This window comes from Lysinibacillus sp. fkY74-1, assembly GCF_053165895.1.
The window spans coordinates 3,285,264-3,303,374 of record NZ_CP170173.1; the positions used below are offsets into that span (position 1 = coordinate 3,285,264).

19 protein-coding genes are annotated in these 18,111 nt (G+C 33.6%); 3 read left to right on the forward strand and 16 right to left on the reverse strand.

What is annotated here, in order from left to right; all coding sequences use genetic code 11:
- Positions 1–52 precede the first annotated feature (52 nt).
- A complete protein-coding gene (locus ACE1MS_RS16110; protein ID WP_031419330.1) occupies positions 53–1,549 on the forward strand; it encodes a serine hydrolase domain-containing protein in 1,497 nt (498 codons plus the stop codon).
- A gap of 275 nt (positions 1,550–1,824) precedes the next feature.
- The gene (locus ACE1MS_RS16115; RefSeq protein WP_031419331.1) at positions 1,825–2,016 is read left to right on the forward strand and encodes a hypothetical protein; all 192 of its coding nucleotides are present in this window, start codon (positions 1,825–1,827) and stop codon (positions 2,014–2,016) included.
- Between the two features lie 45 nt (positions 2,017–2,061).
- Here ACE1MS_RS16115 and ACE1MS_RS16120 read toward each other — a convergent pair whose 3' ends face one another.
- Entirely contained in the window at positions 2,062–2,379 is a 318-nt protein-coding gene (locus tag ACE1MS_RS16120; RefSeq protein WP_012295511.1) for a hypothetical protein, read from the reverse strand.
- A 68-nt stretch (positions 2,380–2,447) separates the two neighbouring features.
- Positions 2,448–2,876 (reverse strand): NUDIX hydrolase, encoded by a 429-nt coding sequence (locus ACE1MS_RS16125; protein ID WP_036164375.1) that lies wholly within the window; start codon positions 2,874–2,876, stop codon positions 2,448–2,450.
- Between the two features lie 190 nt (positions 2,877–3,066).
- Here ACE1MS_RS16125 and ACE1MS_RS16130 point away from each other — a divergent pair, with 190 nt between their 5' ends.
- Positions 3,067–3,531, forward strand: coding sequence for a DinB family protein (locus tag ACE1MS_RS16130; protein WP_012295513.1), 465 nt, complete (start codon positions 3,067–3,069; stop codon positions 3,529–3,531).
- A gap of 156 nt (positions 3,532–3,687) precedes the next feature.
- Here ACE1MS_RS16130 and ACE1MS_RS16135 read toward each other — a convergent pair whose 3' ends face one another.
- From ACE1MS_RS16135 to ACE1MS_RS16200, 14 genes are all read right to left on the reverse strand, one after another.
- Positions 3,688–4,203 carry a DinB family protein gene (locus tag ACE1MS_RS16135; protein WP_031419335.1) on the reverse strand — a complete coding sequence of 172 codons (516 nt, stop codon included), beginning with the start codon at positions 4,201–4,203 and terminating at the stop codon, positions 3,688–3,690.
- Positions 4,204–4,521: 318 nt separating this feature from the next.
- The gene (locus ACE1MS_RS16140; RefSeq protein WP_036162269.1) at positions 4,522–6,474 is read right to left on the reverse strand and encodes an LTA synthase family protein; all 1,953 of its coding nucleotides are present in this window, start codon (positions 6,472–6,474) and stop codon (positions 4,522–4,524) included.
- Between the two features lie 336 nt (positions 6,475–6,810).
- Entirely contained in the window at positions 6,811–7,554 is a 744-nt protein-coding gene (locus tag ACE1MS_RS16145) for a LytR/AlgR family response regulator transcription factor (protein ID WP_031419338.1), read from the reverse strand.
- A gap of 9 nt (positions 7,555–7,563) precedes the next feature.
- Positions 7,564–8,865 carry a sensor histidine kinase gene (locus ACE1MS_RS16150; protein WP_036162271.1) on the reverse strand — a complete coding sequence of 434 codons (1,302 nt, stop codon included), beginning with the start codon at positions 8,863–8,865 and terminating at the stop codon, positions 7,564–7,566.
- Between the two features lie 109 nt (positions 8,866–8,974).
- A complete protein-coding gene (locus ACE1MS_RS16155) occupies positions 8,975–9,106 on the reverse strand; it encodes a cyclic lactone autoinducer peptide (protein ID WP_012295518.1) in 132 nt (43 codons plus the stop codon).
- Positions 9,107–9,121: 15 nt separating this feature from the next.
- Positions 9,122–9,712 carry an accessory gene regulator AgrB gene (locus tag ACE1MS_RS16160; RefSeq protein WP_012295519.1) on the reverse strand — a complete coding sequence of 197 codons (591 nt, stop codon included), beginning with the start codon at positions 9,710–9,712 and terminating at the stop codon, positions 9,122–9,124.
- Between the two features lie 157 nt (positions 9,713–9,869).
- A complete protein-coding gene (locus ACE1MS_RS16165; RefSeq protein WP_200990576.1) occupies positions 9,870–10,712 on the reverse strand; it encodes an ABC transporter permease in 843 nt (280 codons plus the stop codon).
- A gap of 19 nt (positions 10,713–10,731) precedes the next feature.
- Entirely contained in the window at positions 10,732–11,463 is a 732-nt protein-coding gene (locus ACE1MS_RS16170; protein ID WP_227256817.1) for a SagB/ThcOx family dehydrogenase, read from the reverse strand.
- Between the two features lie 24 nt (positions 11,464–11,487).
- Positions 11,488–12,321 (reverse strand): thiopeptide-type bacteriocin biosynthesis protein, encoded by an 834-nt coding sequence (locus tag ACE1MS_RS16175; RefSeq protein ID WP_012295522.1) that lies wholly within the window; start codon positions 12,319–12,321, stop codon positions 11,488–11,490.
- 11 nt (positions 12,322–12,332) lie between these two features.
- The gene (locus ACE1MS_RS16180) at positions 12,333–13,499 is read right to left on the reverse strand and encodes a hypothetical protein (RefSeq protein WP_200990578.1); all 1,167 of its coding nucleotides are present in this window, start codon (positions 13,497–13,499) and stop codon (positions 12,333–12,335) included.
- A 20-nt stretch (positions 13,500–13,519) separates the two neighbouring features.
- Positions 13,520–15,193: a YcaO-like family protein gene (locus ACE1MS_RS16185; protein WP_012295524.1), complete on the reverse strand. Its 1,674-nt coding sequence runs from the start codon at positions 15,191–15,193 to the stop codon at positions 13,520–13,522.
- On the reverse strand, positions 15,193–16,617 hold the full coding sequence (locus ACE1MS_RS16190) for a hypothetical protein (RefSeq protein ID WP_200990579.1): 1,425 nt from the start codon (positions 16,615–16,617) through the stop codon (positions 15,193–15,195). The genes ACE1MS_RS16185 and ACE1MS_RS16190 overlap by 1 nt, the downstream gene beginning before the upstream one ends.
- Positions 16,618–16,622: 5 nt before the next feature.
- A complete protein-coding gene (locus ACE1MS_RS16195; protein ID WP_012295526.1) occupies positions 16,623–17,363 on the reverse strand; it encodes an ABC transporter permease in 741 nt (246 codons plus the stop codon).
- Between the two features lie 12 nt (positions 17,364–17,375).
- Positions 17,376–18,101, reverse strand: a complete 726-nt coding sequence (locus tag ACE1MS_RS16200; protein WP_012295527.1) for an ABC transporter ATP-binding protein — start codon at positions 18,099–18,101, stop codon at positions 17,376–17,378.
- Positions 18,102–18,111: the final 10 nt, after the last annotated feature.

The following is an 18,111-nucleotide window of genomic DNA, read 5'->3' on the forward strand; positions in this document are numbered from 1 at the left end:
TTATAGTAATCGTTGTTGAAACAAGTAATTTATAAGTTAAGGAGAAATGAGCATGACACAATTTATTAAAAAAACTGTGATGATGACTGTAATGCTAGTATGTTGTACAATGCTACCAGAATTTGCGCATGCAGCATCTGATGACAAAATTCGTAACATTGAACTCTTTATTGAGGAGCAACAAGCCATTAGTAAAATCCCCGGCCTTTCTGTCACTATTGTCGATAAGGGGGTAACCGTATATCAAAAGGGATTTGGGTATGCAAATATAAAAACAAAAACACCCGTCACTTCAGATACTCTTTTTGAGCTAGGCTCCACATCTAAAGCCTTTACAGGCCTTGCCATTCTTCAATTGGAAAAACAAGGGTTACTAAAGCGTTCGGATGATATTCAAACGTATATCCCATGGTTAACATTGACCTATAATGGAAAAAAGGAAATCATAACAATTCAGCAGTTACTGTCGCATACAAGTGGAATTCCTTCTAATTCAATTGTTCAAATTCCAGAAAGCACAGCCAAAAACGCCCTTGAATTAACGGTCAAAACATTACTAGATCAAACATTAAATAGAAAACCAGGAAGTTCTTTTGAGTATGCAACTATTAATTATGATGTGTTAGGACTAATCATAGAGCAAGTAACTAAGCTGCCCTATGATCAATATGTCAAACAGAAGATTTTACAACCTATTGGTATGTATCAATCGTTTGTAGGAATTCATCAAGTAGCATTCCCTCATATGGCTTCTGGTTATAAAATAGGACTTATGAGAGAGTTACCTTTTACACCACCTATTTACCGTGGAAATATCCCTGCTGGCTATATTATCAGTAACGCAAATGATATCGCAAAATGGTTGAAATTACAGTTAGGCAATAGTGAAATTTATTCAATTGATGCTACAACCATTAAAGAATCACATAACCCTGACCAAACGGTAGAACCTTTTGATACAAATACTTATTATGCTACCGGTTGGGCAGTGGTTGAAAAAGAAAACAAGCCATACATTTACCATGCTGGAGAAAATCCAACCTTTACATCGTATTTCATCATGCAGCCCGATGAGCAAATAGGGGTAGCCATCTTAGCCAATATGAATACAAGCTCGACAACTGCTATTGGACAAGGGATTATGGATTTGTGGGAAGGTAAAACAACAACTCCTCTACATACTAACAGCTATCAAAAGTTGGATAAAATCGCCACGATTATAAGTATCATTATTATAGGAATCAGTCTAATCTTTTGCTATTTTGTAATCAAAATGACCTCAAGCATTTATAAAAAACAACGCCAATTGACAAAGCTTGCTTCCAAGAGAATACTATTATTAACTCTCCATTCAATGCTTGTTGCCAGCATGTTAATCGCAATTTTTCTGGCACCAGAAGTTTTACTTGGCGGTTTAAATTGGGCATTTATTAAGGTGTGGGCACCGACCTCTATATCGGTATTATTGTATAGCACTATATGGGCTTGTATTCTATATTTAACATGGGGGATTATACTCATTATGACAAAAAGGAAAGCGCTAGATTAATTGTCTATGGAATGTTTTAGTATGTAGATAATCAGGATGCCCGACTCTTTTTAAGATGAATTTAATAGGATTTTCTACATAGGCCACTCTAAACGAGAACAAGTTTTAACTCAACTTCCTTTTATAGCTTATTCATATAGCCAGTTACTCGAATAGTGAGTAACTGGCTATGACACTTGTGAATACAAAGGCAAACGTTCCAAAAATGAAACTAAATCAAAGCTAGCACGTAAATTTATTTAAATTCGACTATTTTTAGAAAACGAGGTTGTTTGATGAAGGAATGGTGGCAAAGTAAGAAAAGAAAAACGACAAAAAGGAAAGTAAATAATAATTACTCCCTATTTGAATTATTACTTGATGTGCTTTTTTGGTTACCAGAGCTCTTTCTAGTCCCATTCAGATTAGTATTTTGGTTGCTTAGAGGTATAGGTAGATTAATTGCAGATGTATTTGAATATCCGTGAATTCCTTACCCTGTAAAATTAATGTTGAACATTCAAAGTGTTTCGTTATTTCCCCCATGGCTGTTCACCATATCTTTTAAGCTTCACGATTTCACCATCATTATTGACCAAACGATTATATACATAATTAATTTTATATTCATTGTACTTTTCTAATTGTATTTTTTCGTAAAACTTCTTTGATAAAGTCAACTCTCGGTCATCAATTAACAAATAGTATTGACCATTTTTTTCCATAATGTTTTGTTCGTCAAGAAGATAGGTGCTTTCAACTTGTACATTATTAAGAGAATAAACACCTGCTACAAATAAGGCTACAAAAGCAAATAAGACGAACATCACAAAAAGTCTTGTTTTACTCATATCCTCACCTCACTAAACTTAGCCATCATAAGATCATTACATTAGATTTTACAAGTCATTATGTAAAGCTAGAGCAATTCAAATAATCCATTTGGAACTAATACTAATTTATTATTTGAGAAGTCACTAATGGGCTTCCAAAGCAATTTGAAGCGTGTGCCATTATCTTCTTCCCCAAAAAAAGAAGCATTTTCATAAAAGGACATTTCAATAAAATCCGCTTCATAAACAAACACTACTTCATGTCCATTATCACCATTATATGTAAATATATTTTCAATTGTAACTACATGCTTTAGGTTAGTAATACTCGCCTCGATTTCCTCCAATATTTCTCGCCTTATTGCCTTTGAACTCGTCTCACCATATTCAATTTTCCCACCAATTGGTCGATAATAAAATGTCTGCTTTACTTCATCAAAGCCTTCAGAGACAAGTATTGCATCTTCTTTCCTAAATATACAAATAGCTTTTGCTATAATTTGCTCTTTCTTCATCTGATTCCTCCAATCCCATTTCAAGCTGTGCGACAGGTGCATTTTTTATTATATCAATGCACTCACGATAATAAAGAATGTTTTGTACAAATTTAGCTCGTATTTACATATTTCATCTGGCACAATTTCCTTGCCATTCATTAAAATGATAAACTAGTAAGAAGCATGATAGGAAGGAGATGGAATGTGAATGATGGATGCTAAGACCATTTTATTGGACCAACTTCTAGCAAATGCAAATGATCGTAGCTGGTATATTTCATTTCATGAGGCAGTTGAAGGACTATCTGAGGAAGAAGCATTTTGGAAACCCGATAATACCAGTCATAGTATTGCTGAAATTGTCCAACATCTCATTTATTGGAATGAAACTTGGCAAATCAGATACATTGAAAATCATGTTCAAGCTAGTCCACAAGTCCAAAGCAATCATGATACTTTTCTATTGAGAGATAAGGTGACTTTTTTGGAGCTAAAGGATAAATTATTAAAAACGCTACTTCAGTGGCAGGAGCTTCTTGAGGAGGAGCAACTTCTATCTGTTGTAAATGGTTACCCAGTGAAGGCGGAATGGTGGGCTATCATTTCCAATGCCACAACACATAATGCCTACCATATTGGACAATTAGCATATATTCGTAAGATGAAAAGATAGACATTTGATGGATGATTTTGGCCTAAGCCATTCTGTAAAAAAGTTCGAAACTCTATAAAAACCTCACCCAAATGAGCGAGGTTCGTCTGCTTTTCTTTGTTAGAAATTCATCCATTCAAAGATTATCTTGAAATTGTCACTCAACTGAGTGACTTTTTATTTTGAGTCTGCTTGGAGTGCATCTACTGAATCCACAAATGCTGAAGAAAGACCTCGTCTAATTAGGTTTGCAGAAACTGGCTTTCTCCCAATTTCCCTAGACCAAATTGATAATTGTCCTATATGGTGAATTTCATGTGCAATGGTATGACGAATGATTTCACCCCATGTATGCGTTTCAATTGTTCCATCCTCTAATGGAAGATGAAGTAAACGCTCTTCCATACTAGCATCCCATTTGTTTACAAAACTTTCTACTTCTAAATGAAATTCAGCTGTTAATTTTCGAACTTTCTCAAGGCTTTTATAGTCATCAAAATTCTCCTGAAAATCCTCTTTACCTTGTAAAACGCGTATCCAACTCCACTCTACATCCACTATATGGAAGAGTGTATGTAGTATATTTCCCATACCACCTGTTCGATTTTCTAAAAGTTCTTCTTCACTCAACTCTTCACACCAACGAAACCAATCTTCTCTTACCATCCAATTATATTTAAACAATAATTGCAAAATAATCCCCCTCTAAAAAAATATAATAGCCCTCTACTACTTCTTCCTTTATGGATAGTTTCCCTCCATTTTCTCAGAATTTTTTTAGGTTATTACTGCTGATACTCGTTAGTTTCATTAAAATTGCAGCCCCCTTTCTGCAAAAAAAAGCCTTACAACCGTAATGGCTGTAAGGTTTAACTGATATAGTTTGCTTAGTGTTGAATCACCAAACATAAAAAAACAGGTCAAGCTAACGGTAAGATATCATTAGAGTACTTTATATACTCTCCTAGATACCTTACTCATTTTCTTAACCTGCCTAGCAAAGGCTAACCATTAATGCGATTCTACATCGTCTTCTTTGGAGTAATTAAATTGGGAAGGATCAACTGGCGTATAGCCTGTTGGCTTATAAAATCTTAATAAGTCGCCATTCACGACTTTATCAGATAGTTGCAATTTAAGATCTACTTCATTCTTAATTGTTCTCGCAGACTCTAATTGACTATCATCTAGTGGTAAACCTGTTTCATTATCATAAAATTTTTCATTAATTGAATAGATTTTAGGGCTGACAAAATCGCCATTTCTAAAAGGCACAATTTCATGATGCTCTTCTGACAATAGGTCAGAGCCAAATTGAACAAATTGTTGCGAATCAATTCCAAGTAAATGTAATAGCGTTGGAAGAAGGTCTGTTTGCCCACCATACGTATGGTTAGCTCCACCCTCCATACCTGGAACATGTATGAATAATGGAACGCGTTGTAAATTAGCACTTTCATATGGTGTAATATCTTTTCCAATTACTTGGCTCATTGCAGCGTTATGATTATCTGAAATACCATAATGGTCGCCATAAAGAACAATCATCGAATGATCATATAAACCAGATTCTTTTAATTGTTGGAAAACTTGTTCGATTGCTTCATCCGCATAACGAGCAGTTTGGAAATAATTATCAACACTTGCATCTCCAGTATTTGCTTTATCGATTGTTACTAGGTCTTGATTCATTTTATATGGATAGTGATTCCCAACCGTAATTAATTTTGTATAAAACGGTTGTGGTAAAGAACTTAAAAGACTTTGCGATTGTTCAAAGAACGGTTTATCCAATAACCCATATTCAGCCATGTCACCTGAAGTGCCCGTATTATAATAACTAGCATCATAGAATTTATCAAAGCCAAAGGATTTATAAATCACATTTCTGTTCCAGAAGCTTCCGTTATTACCATGGAATACAGCCGATGTATAACCATAATCTTTTAAAATGCTAGGAGCTGCCTGGTACGTATTTTGTGCTTTTGTAATATAAGCAGAACCTTGTGGTAGCCCAAATAAAGAGTTTTCTAGCATAAATTCTGCATCGGATGTTTTACCCTGCCCAGTTTGATGGAAAAAATTATCAAAATACAATGTATTTTGATCTTTTGCTAATGAATTTAAAAATGGTGTAACTTCTTCACCGTTTAATTTATAGTCGATAAGAAAGTTCTGGAATGATTCTAAATGTAAATAAATAACGTTCATTCCTTTTGCTTTACCAAAATAGTTTGCATTTGGCTTTGCATAGTTAGATTTAGTATAGTTAATCACTTCTGTAATATCACTACTATCCGCCAAAGCTCTTTGTGAGGATGCTTTCATCGTTTCGACTGAATCATAAATCGTATAGTTATACATCCCTAAATATTTCACAATATAGTTTCTATCAAAACCTCTTGTTAATAGCTGCGGACGATTAGCCTCAGCTAGCCCTAAATTAAGGATTGAAATAGCTAAAGCACATGTAATGACCGTCATCGCTTTTTTATATCCAAAGCGTGTAGTATCTTTTTGAATTCTTTTTGAGAAGCGTAGATAAAACATTACGAATACATCTACAAAGAATAAGATATCATATGGTTTTAATAAAGAAAGAACACTACCACCTAAATCACCAAAGTTCTGCGTTTGAGAAAGTGTAGGTAATGTAATGAAATCACTAAAAAATCGGTAATAAACAATATTAGCATACAAAAGGATTGACATCAGCATGTACACTACAACGAGTGATGTATATTTTCGTTTTCCTCTAAAGATAAATGAAAATCCTAGAAATAGCATTGCTGAGCCTAATGGATTTAATAGTAAAAGAAATTGTTGAATAACTCCTTCTACGCCTAAGTCAAATTGTGTTTGTTGCGAGATATATGTTTTAATCCATAACATTAAAACAGCTACTACATATATTCCAAAAAAGTTGTTCAATAGGTCGTCTTTTTTACTTATTAGATTTCTCATTTCTTGCACCTACCTTTTACTTATTGAATTGAATCTTGATGTATATTAACTTAGAGATTATAAGTATTAACGTTGCATTTAAAATAATGTTAGGTCACGATAGCTTTTTTCGCGACCAATGTATAGTACTCCCCATTTAGACTTATGTCAAGTTGTTAGGTATCACAATAGACAATTCGTATAATCATTACTAATTAACACAAATGCTGTCATAAAAATATCCAGTAAATGTTAGTTTTTTTAACTATCATTTACCGGATATTTTAAATAATAACTGTATCTTTTTTAATTTCTTTAAGTTCATCTATTTTACATTAAGAGAGGGCCAAGCAACCTTTATTCGAAAACATTGATTTCTAATTTTTTCTGTACAGCCTTTATCATTCGTGCTGACCCATAACAAATTTCTCCATTTTTCATTAATATTTCTTTCCTCTTAAAATCCACTTCCTGAATATTGTCGATATTAACTACAAAAGAATTATGGCAACGTATGAAACCTTCATACTCTTTTTCTACGTCTTTCAGTTTCCCATAAAACTCCACTTGACGATTATCCAAATGTAAAACAACTTTATGTAATGGAGAGGACTCAAAAAACATAATTTCATCAAAGTTAACACTAATAATTTTATCAGCAATTCTTTGAACGAATTTTTTATTGGATGCCTTGTTCGTCACTTGCCTTCTTTCATTCGTCACCTTCAAACAGCTTATAATTTTACTCTGTATAGAATCAACATCATCCTTAATAATAAAATCCATCGCTGCTACTTTATAAATGAAATTTAAATAAGTAAGCTCTGAGTGTGTTGTGATAAAAACAATATCACCTATAGGATCAATTTTTCTGATTTCTGCGCCAAGTGTGATACCATTCATCTCATGATTTAGGTCGATATCAAGAAAATATAAACCAGATCGTTGACTCTCATTAATATAGTGTAATATCTCTTCTGGATCTGCGGTTGTTAGTACCAGCTGCATATCCAGATTTTCAATCATTATATAATTTGACACATATCTGGCTATTCTTTCTCTTTGTTCCTTTTGATCTTCGCAGATAAAAACATCAATCATCTCAATCCCTCACTTTAAAATTACAATTTCCTGTTTAAAAAAACCATCCTCTATTACTGTATCCAACTGTGTCATATTTTCTTGATCAACCATCTTCTTCAGACTGTTCAGCCCCAATCCGCGATTTTCTCCTTTTGTCGAGAAACCTTCTTCGAAATATTGAAAAAGCTTATGACCGGTATCTCTAAACGTATTCCAAACTACAAAGGACACGGATTGTTCGAGCTCTACAAACCCCACTCGTATCATACCCTTCTCTATCTCTTCTGCTGCTTCAATGGCATTGTCTAAAATAATTCCAATACAGCGACACAACAGTACACTATCCATATTCAAATAATGTATTTCGTTAGGGCATTCAAAAACCACATCTATCCCCTTTTCTTGTGCTGTAATCAGTTTGGAGGAAACCAAACCTTTTACTTCTGGAATTTTAATTTCAGACAAACCCCTCATTTTAAAATCATTATCACGAATCTCTTGACTGACACGCATAATATTGTCATTAAAATAGCTTTCTAAAGCATCCATATCACGATTATTAATATATTCGGACATAGAAGATAGGATATTGATGTAATCATGGCGAAAAGTTCGCATTTCATAATAGTTTTTTTCTAGCTGTTCCGTGTACATTTGTATACTGTTCAGCTCAATTTCCTTCTCCCTCATCTCTAGCTGCTTTCTGAAGGTGTATACTAGGAACGACAAGCTAACAGCAAAAATGACGAAATAGATAAATAAGTATAGCGTATTCATCAATACTAGCGTTTTTTGATTTCCTGTTAATCGTACATAAACAATCATTGTAAAATAAATTGTATACGTAAAAAGACCCAAGAAAGCTAAAATACGTTTTGTAATCCTATCTTCTGCATCCTTTTCAAAAATTCTAAAAGTGATTTTTTTCCAAAACTTTATAAATATAATACCAATGATGAGGGTAATAAATTGATGAAGTAATACCGCTGAAAAAATGAGTTCGTTTGTTTCTGAGGAGATTGTATCAATATCTAAAACTTTTCCCAAAATGAAAGTAGTTATATGATCAATGAGGATCATACCAATCATTATTGTTGATGCGTAGTACAGTGCAGGTATCCACTTTAGATATGTATACTTAAACATACCAAGAACAAACGCAAATATTAAGAGCGAACCAAAAATATCCAGGTATGGATATAGCCAACCCATTATTAGACTAAACAATATGACTGCAAAAATAGTTTCCTTTCGAAAAAAAGGTTTACCTATGACAAAAGCTACTAAAATACACTGAATGGCAACTTGAACAATAGCTAATAGAATCACTCACTAATCCTCATCTCTCTTTAGTCATCTATTATGAATATTATACTATAGATAATGGAATTAGCAAAATTTAGAATTTTTAGTGAAAATCTATCATTTCACACATAAATTACTTCTTCAATTCTTCTGGAATTGTTGGTTCAAAGGAATACAATACACAGAAATTATGAACACTCAACCCTCCTACTACAACAAACAGCTTTGTTAGACCTTCTGCAAACATATGTTGGATTTTTTTCATTTTCTTCTTCCTCCCTTATTTTTTCAATAATTTATATGTCAACGGAAGAATACAAAATACAGCTAGTAGACTTCCAAAAAATACTTGATTGATTACTATTTCTGAGCTTGTACTAATCATTACTGCTACACAAATCGAATAGCCAATAATGGCTCTATTTCTCAGTTTTACTCTCAACGCTTTATCATTAACACGGTTCTTTTCTGTATCTTGAGGGGCATATTTATAAAGACAGATATATACAGCTAGAATGCCAATCCAGAAAATCGATTCTGAAATTGAAATATCTCGTATGATGATCGGTAGTATTCCAAAAAGGAAAATGCTTATCAACGTGCAGGTACTGCTTTTTTTAGCATGAATACCTCTAGCATAGAGCCGTACTAATAAATAAGCACTGTGAAAGATAAATGTTAGCCAAACTGAATGAAGTAGAAATGCAGTTAAATAAACAGGAATGGCCTTCCCGAGATTAATGAGGCAGACTTCAATACCCAATTTACACTTCAGTTCTTGAATTCTGGTTAAATCTTGTCTTGCTTTTAATTTCCTAACCATATATTCTGCCAACACGTCTTCCCTAAATCCTTTTAGCAGTATTTCCATTTTTCCCCCTCCTTGTTTGTCTTTACAATAAAAGTATAGCTTTGTTATCTAGCATTTTTTCAAATGTTTAGTAACTTACTACTCTGATTACTTATATGCAAAAAAAAAAGAGGAAAATACACAGTTACGAGTATTTTCCTTACAATCATGAAATTTATCATACGACAAACTCTACAAAATATTTGGGATAAAGCGTAACCGCTTCACTGTATCCTTGAAGATTCATACGATTGATACAGACTTTGTTTCTTGTTGGGAAAAATTCATTTTGCCGCATTTTATTATACAAATTAAATAACTGAATAAATAGAATTCTTTCTAGGAAGAAACATATCAATAACTCTTCATGATGCATTATGGCTGCATTCTGCTCGCCTTCTATTGAAAATTTTGGGATTTCGAACTTTGTTGTATTAATTAATGGACCAATCTCCAAACTTTTTTCCTGACAACTCAATGCCAGTACATACTTTGAAAAAGACTCCACTGGATTCATTTCTGCGATTTTCTTTTGTGTTCCAATTAGGAGATCAATATTGTCCTGAGGCTTATCATCATAGACAGTTTGTACAAACGGCGATTTTTCCAGAAACTCTTGAACATTTGGGAATTTATCTTCTAATATGACTTGAATGTTAAAGATTTTCCCTGTATCAATAATTTTTTCTGCAAAAATCAAGTATTCAACAATTGCTTCCGTGGAAATGAAATAAGGTGTAAAAAATTCTGTATAGCTCCTAACTAGATTCAAAAGATCTCTGGATTTTTGTTTTTCATAGGAGATAAACAATGTAGGGTCCTTTTCCAAAAGCTGTTTTCCAAGCTTATTCTCCGAAGAGTCTGTTGTTTCATCTATTCCATGATAGATAATCTCTTTTAATTTATTAAACTCAATATCTTTGACTTTAAAGGCCATGACTGTTTCTAATGTTATACAATCCTGAATCATAAAGAAATCGTTCATTTTTTTTACTTGATATTTTAATTTTAAGCAATACATATTCTACCTCAGCTCCTTTCTATCCTATCAGAAATGCATACAAGGATGTTTGATGATCACTCAAAAGTTTTGATAGCTCAATATCATAAAAACCACCCAGGGGAACACTTTCCAATCCAAGGTAATTCGCTACTAATTGGATATTTTGTCCAATATGTCCAGCCTCCTGTTGAACTAGTTTATAGGAGATATCTGTATACTTTCCAGAGATTCCAGACATATCACAGCTCAAAGCAACAGCAAACTGAGCGGTATTAGCCAAATACTTTTGGATAAACGCTTTACTAATTTCATCCCACGACACGTACTGTTTAACTAATAGCTTTTGAGTATCACTATTCAGTAGCATAATATTTCCCTGCTCTATCAAATCCATGTCAACCAATTGCTCATTGAATAAAAAATAAATGTTAACATAGTACTGTGCCCCCCCAGAAGGGTATGTACGATTTTCTTTTTCACCACCAATCATAGCCAATTGAGTAAATTGCGCCATTAACTTTTTATTGACTTTGACATTCGCTTTGAATGGTTCCCTTGCCGTATATCTTGTCCCTAAAATTTTTTCAAATATATTATTTTCGTCTATCGTATACTCTAAATCTATTAACGGATAATGTCCATTTGCCTGTAATTCCCTCGGTCTATGAGCATATACTTGAGTATTGGTAAATTCAGGTTCATTGATTGACATCATATGATAATCCATGAATTTTTTCTCTATATTCCGCTCACCTTTAAAATTCCACAAATTAATGTCCTCCTTTTTAAGAAATCATCCAGCTTTAAGAAAAGCATCTGAAAAAATGAATTCATATTCCGGAGATACTCCTAATCGATTATTCAACATATGGAGATGAGAAATGACAATATAAAAGGCGTACTTTGGCTCCATTGTTGTTTGACATAACTTTATTTGAGCAAGCAAAGATTTGAACACCTTAAGATATGGTTGATAGAATTCAATTGCAAGCTCGCCATTTTTCAATTGATCGATTCTGTTGTTAATCACTTTGAATATATGCTCCGGGGCCTTATTCTGAGAAAATTGCGTCCATATTTCACGATATGCATGAAACATTGTCTCATGCTTCTCGATATACCCTAATTCTTGAGCAATTTTTGTACAGTTGTACATGAGATCAATCGCTAACACATAACGCTGAGTTCGATTAAGGTTTTGAATTATTTGTCCAGCAAATTTTGACGAGTGGACAAATAGTTCTTCGGATAGCGCCATTGCTGTCTCTCCCCCATAACGGTTTAGCTCTGGTACATACTCAATCGTCTGAATTGAAAAATTCGGATATGGAGCAGTTGGTACAATACCTTCTGTCTGAACAATCGCCTCATCATAGGAAATAGCTTGAAATGAATGGCTCTTATGTTTTTGGTGAAAGCTCTCTAATATTTGCTCCAAATCTTTATCAACTTTCTCTGCTATATCTTGTGCAGTTTGGTATCTCAAACGGATGTGGGGACCACCATCCCAATAACGAATGAAAAAATATCGAACCTTTTCTCTTTCTAAAAATGGCAACAAATACTCTTTTAAAAACTCTTCAATTAACACATAATCATGAATGAATAAATGTTTAGATATCCACATAAGGCTCTCCTTTATTTTAAAAATATACTGTGACTTGTATTCCAGCTCTTAAAAAGATTTAATGAGTAGCCAAGCTGTACATTGTTCTCTAAATTGAATTTCTCTTTTATTATTTTGTCATTGTAATTTTTAATCCCTCGAGCAGCCATTCCATACTTCGCAGCAATAATAGATAAATGTTGTGCAAAATGACCAATCCTTAAAAAAATGTCATCATAATCTTGTCTTGTTTTCTCAAAGGTAAAAAATATCCAATAATACATGCCTTCCAAATTAGTGAAATCTTGATATTCTTGCAACATCTTCTTATACATAAGTTTTTCTTTCGGTTGAATAAATTCACATGTTTCTCCAATCCGATAAAATCCACTTTTGAGATCAGCAATATTATCTATAAAGGTCCACAAACCTATTTCAGGATAGTCCTGTGCTGCTACTAGGAATTCCTTTAGGAATTGATGATGTGTAGTAGCTAACATTAACTTTTTTACTACTGAATCGCCTTTAATATTTTGCTCCGATACTCTTCTCCTGAAAAATTCGGTTTCCGGTTGCTCTTTTATATCTACTGTACTCAAATGATATTCTTGGTCTAAAGCTATTTCCAGTACAAGCGGAATTGTTACAAAATCACGAGCCTTTTCAAGTGAAGCTGTTGTTAGTTTTCGGTGACGAATTCGATGGCCCTTTAAAACATAGTCAAGATTATAAAGATAATGACCTGTATTCAATAAACCTAGCATCAAAGAAAATTCACCATAGAATTTTTGGAGCTGACGATTGTCATTTACGATTACTAGATAATCTCTTTCAGCATTCAACCCTTTAAAATACTCTTGGTTATATACATAAATTTTGTCTGTTAATGCTTTGTATACAAACATATGCGTTTTATGAACGAATACCAATTTGAGACTATCTATATTTCTAGCTTTTGGAGAAAAAGAATGGAAATAGTATTTGCTGAAAAAATCTATCCGCTGAATCATTTCTAAATAATAATAGAGATCGTAAATAATGGAACTCCAGCCATCACTTTTACCAAGCTCCTTCAAAAATTTCATGTCAATCACATCTAAATGATTTTTAAATAGCGGTTCATCATCCACTTGTGCAACAGACAATGTTTGCTTATAACGATTCTCTCCGAATCGATCTAAATATTGTTGATCAATCATCCTTATTCCCTCCCGTTCAATTATGGAAATGGATGTGGTGTTTTCTCTATCCAGTTTTTATCTAGCTTCCCTTTCTTCTTATATTGAATAGCCTTTTCAATTCGCTGACTGACAACTCGTCTATTTTGATGCCCAAAAGTCATTGTCAGCATGCCAGGCACTACATATTTCACATTAACAAATCCTGCAGAAAATAAATTCGGGTTTTCCATCGTAGCCCGATACGCTTTACCAGAAATATCGACCAATTGCTTCTCAAGCGTTCGAACAACCTCGGAAAATTTCCCTTGATATGCTGTATATCCTGTTTCCAATTGCTCATAGGAAGACACCATCTCTGTATTTAATGCAAACGAAAATGCATACTTCATCTCCTTATTTGAGTAAAGCAGCAAGTGGTCTTCCAACTTGTGAACCGATTGAGGATTCATCAATAATTGTCTCTTTCTTGTCTGATAATCCTCGTTATTAAATACATTTGTAAATACAGTAATCGCTGTTGTAGCTTCAATTAATGCTCGTTCTATTGACTCTTCCAAATCAAAGGAAGCTGCCGCAGCTGTGTAAAAGGCCATTTCATTTTCCCTAGGCTCCTTTTTTTCTAATAGGACCCAGATAGTCGGAATTTTCACTTCCATAGATATATCAAACAAATGTACACGAATATTTTTTTGCTTTAGGGATTCCAAATAAGCTTGGATTTTTTTAGAATGAATGCTTGATTCATCAATTCTGACAGGTGGAATTTGTCCATACCAAGTAGCTAAAAAGGCATCTCGTTCTATCAGTTCTAGCATCGCATGAAGGCTAGCTTCTGCTTCTGTTGAACCGAGAGCACTGCCATTAGAACTTTCATAAATAAATCTTTTTTCATCAGAAACAACATGAGAGTTATAATAAATTAGCTGCTCGGGAATCAAAACATCTTTTTCACTATGCAATGCCCAAACTTTCTCATAATTCAGTGGCTGATCTTCTGAATAATTTTCTGGATTGCCATAATTGCATTGCGCCATTACTTCACTTAGCGTTAGGTCGATCACTTCTGAATCCTTTTCTCGCATTGACCTTTTTTGCTTTTTATAAGGAAACGCTGTAGCATAGCGCTCTAACGATTCCAAAATAGAAATATATTTTGACTTCTCATACGTCCCTGTCCGACCATAGGAAAGCATTGAAATCCCCTTGTACAATACTTCTGTCTGAACCATTGGTGTACCATAAGAATCTCCAGAACGAGCCAATGCATTCACGATCGACGATGGATGCGCATAGATTAGTTTTTTGTTTCTTTCAATCTTCTCTCTTACCTGTTCAAAGCTCAATTGCCGATTATCCTTTGCATCGAACATCGTATCCAATTCCTGAAGTTTATGTGGAGCAGTATCTTCATTACAGTGACAATCTCCTCGCTTGAAAGTTGCTTTCGCTTGAATTTCCAATGTATCTCGATTTATTTCATAAAGGTACGGTTCATTACTTGTTTGAAGCTTTTGCAAGAGAGTAGCAATTATTTCTGCTTCTAGGTGGCTAGGCTCATCTTCTTGCCAACCAAAATATTGTTGGTAGCTTTTCAGTTCTTTTGTTCGCTCCTTAAAGCAGTTTAGGCAAAAGAATGAATCATTCTTGGATGAATGTACAAAAATATACTTTTGGTTTGTAATAATCGTAGCAACGTTTGTTAGTATGGTCATCACTCCACCTCCAAAAGTTCATATTCAAAACCATGATCATTGAGAATTTTCCCCACAGTTGTCTGCTGTCCACTTACTAGATTTTGTTGATGAGATATGTCCCAATTGAAAGAGCTGCCTTCTTTTAAGTGGAGCTCATTTACGTCTATGGATTGGAAGAATGATTCTTTAATGGATACAGCATTCATATGCATACTAATCCAAGTCAGTAAAACTGTTATCAACTGGGCTGCTGTTCTTACGGGTAGCTGAAAAATGAATGCTTCTGAATTATGATTTACAGCATACAAGTAATACCCCCCACTAATACATGCCTGAAGGTAGAAATGAGTAGATAGCTTTTCTTGATTCATTAAATTAATAATAAGCTCTGATTCTTCCAGCTCATTCAGATATAATCTGGACAGTTTCCCTGCTTTATTATGTTGGGTACTATAGATAACTTTTTCCTGTTGCTTCAATAGAAGATCTTTTGAATAGCTATTTTTTAATATTTCGATAAATGCTGCCTCTGAGAGAAACTGTGCGAGTCTTTCATAAGAAATATCTGCAAAGTAATAATTTTCTTTGTCTTCTGTTTGCACGGTAATAATCTGCAACGGTGATTGGTTGTAAGTAAAATACTCTTTATTTTTATTAAAAGATACTATCTTTGAATCATATTTTTTCACAAAATTTTCAAGTGAATTATAATTCTTGATAGCATCTTGAGGCGCTCGTCCTGAAATTTGATAATCCACCTTTTTAATTCCGTCAAACGCCAATTTCCTCTCAACTTCCATAAGAGAATTAATATTGAATACCGGGGCACTTTCCGCAACAATAGATATAATGACGCCATAATAAAGGAAGCCTGCAAGAAGTTTCTCTGAAATATCCTCAGCGGATACGGACTCAAAATTTGTATGCTTTCTTGTGGTAATCCATATTCTCTCTTCTTTTTTCCCAATATAATAATTTACAACGGTTTTCCCGTCTGCAAAAACTTCTATATTCTCAACTTCTACAATTTCATGTTGAATATGATTTTCTGCCAATAATTCACTGAGACAAATTGCACCAAAATAGGATGTGGGAATTTTCACATAAACTTTCTCAATGTCTCTCAAACCTTTTTCTACTGATAGACATTGCTCTTCTACCCATGGTAAATAGAGGCTGCTTTTGTGAAGATCATAGACCTTCGGATCAATTAAATAAAAAACATGTTTTTTTATAAGAAATTGAATAAGTTTTGTGTAGCGGCTAAACTCTTCAAAAAGTGCTGTTTCTTCACTTCCCTGATAGGCATTACTAATCAAGGAAGTGATATCTTCATATTCTGAAACACTTAGTTTTAATTTTATTAGTTCGTTTGGCCCATATATAAATAAGTCTGGTTCATTATAATGATAACGAATATTTCTTCGAGCCTTTATTAGCATATTACTCACTCCTTCTTATTGTTGAACTTAATGACAACTAATGAAATAATCAGAAGAGCTGACGTGTACCCGATTGAAATCAACATATCTTGATTGAATTCAAATGTCTCATTCCAAATTGAAATATAAATATTATTTAAATGATAGAACGGATTCACATAAGATACATACTTCACAAAATTCGGGAGACTTTCCACTGGAACAGAGAAGCCACCAGTGAACATAACAATTTGGAATAACACAATAGACAAAATAAGTGCTGTTTTAACTTCCTTAAAGTTTGAATAAATTGCGTGAGAATAAACCAGCATCACCGCATTAATGAGTAATAAGCTTAAATATGAAACCAAGAAATTAACAATGGAAAGCTGCAAATCATAAACAAGTAAGCCGATTAAAGTTATTAAGAAAAATCCTGCAGTAGCAATAATGAATGACTTAGCAATGCTGGACATGAGAAGAATTTTATCAGTGATGGGCGTAATGAAAAGTCTTTTTTCAATTCCAGCTGCACGATTCATTACCTGATCAAAACCAAAGGCAAAAAATACGACTGAAAAACTAATCAGGACAATAAACGAAGGTGTATACATTTGAACATAGTTCATCCCTCCGCTATAGGTTGCATTACTAAACATTTGTCCCATTAAAATATATGTGACAGGCGGTACAACAACCGTGAAGACTAAATAAAATAACTCTCTAAAGAACATTTTTAAGTCATATTTAATTTGTGTTAATAACATATTTACTCCCCCTTATTTGGCAATTTTATCAAGATAGAAGCTATTAATAGATTTATGACCGGATTTTAGTATATTTTCTGGCGTATCAAATACTTCGGTTACACCGTCATTAATGAAAAGAACTTTATCACAATAGAGTTCGATTTCGTCCATATAATGCGTCGATAAAATCACTGTACTATCATTTTTTTTAATATATCCTGTGATGCTTTCCCATAATATATTTCGCATATGAGGATCCAGGCCAGTAGTCGGTTCATCCAAAATAATCAAACGCGGTTTAGAAGAAAAAGCAATTGCTAGGCTAACCTTTTGCTTCCAGCCCCCAGATAAATTATCAAAGAATGTATTGAGATGCTCCTGCAATTCAAACTCTTCAATAATTTCATTCAGATCTACTTTGCTACCATAATAGGATCTAAAAAGATCTAGTAATTCTTTTACTTTTAATTTTTTATAAAACTGTGTAGGTTGCAGAACCGCGGATATATTGCTTTTAATTTTTCCGAGCTGGGCTTGATCAATTTCCTTTAAATTATTACCAAAGACAACAACCTTCCCATCATTGAAGTCCTTAATGGTCATTAAAATTTCTAAGAATGTCGATTTCCCCGCACCATTTTTTCCAATAACACCAATAATTTCACCTTTTTCAGCAATAAAATCTATTCCTTTCAGAACAGCTTTTTTTCCATAGTTCTTTGTTAGTTTTTCTACCTTTACATTAAAATTCTGCATTGTTCACCCT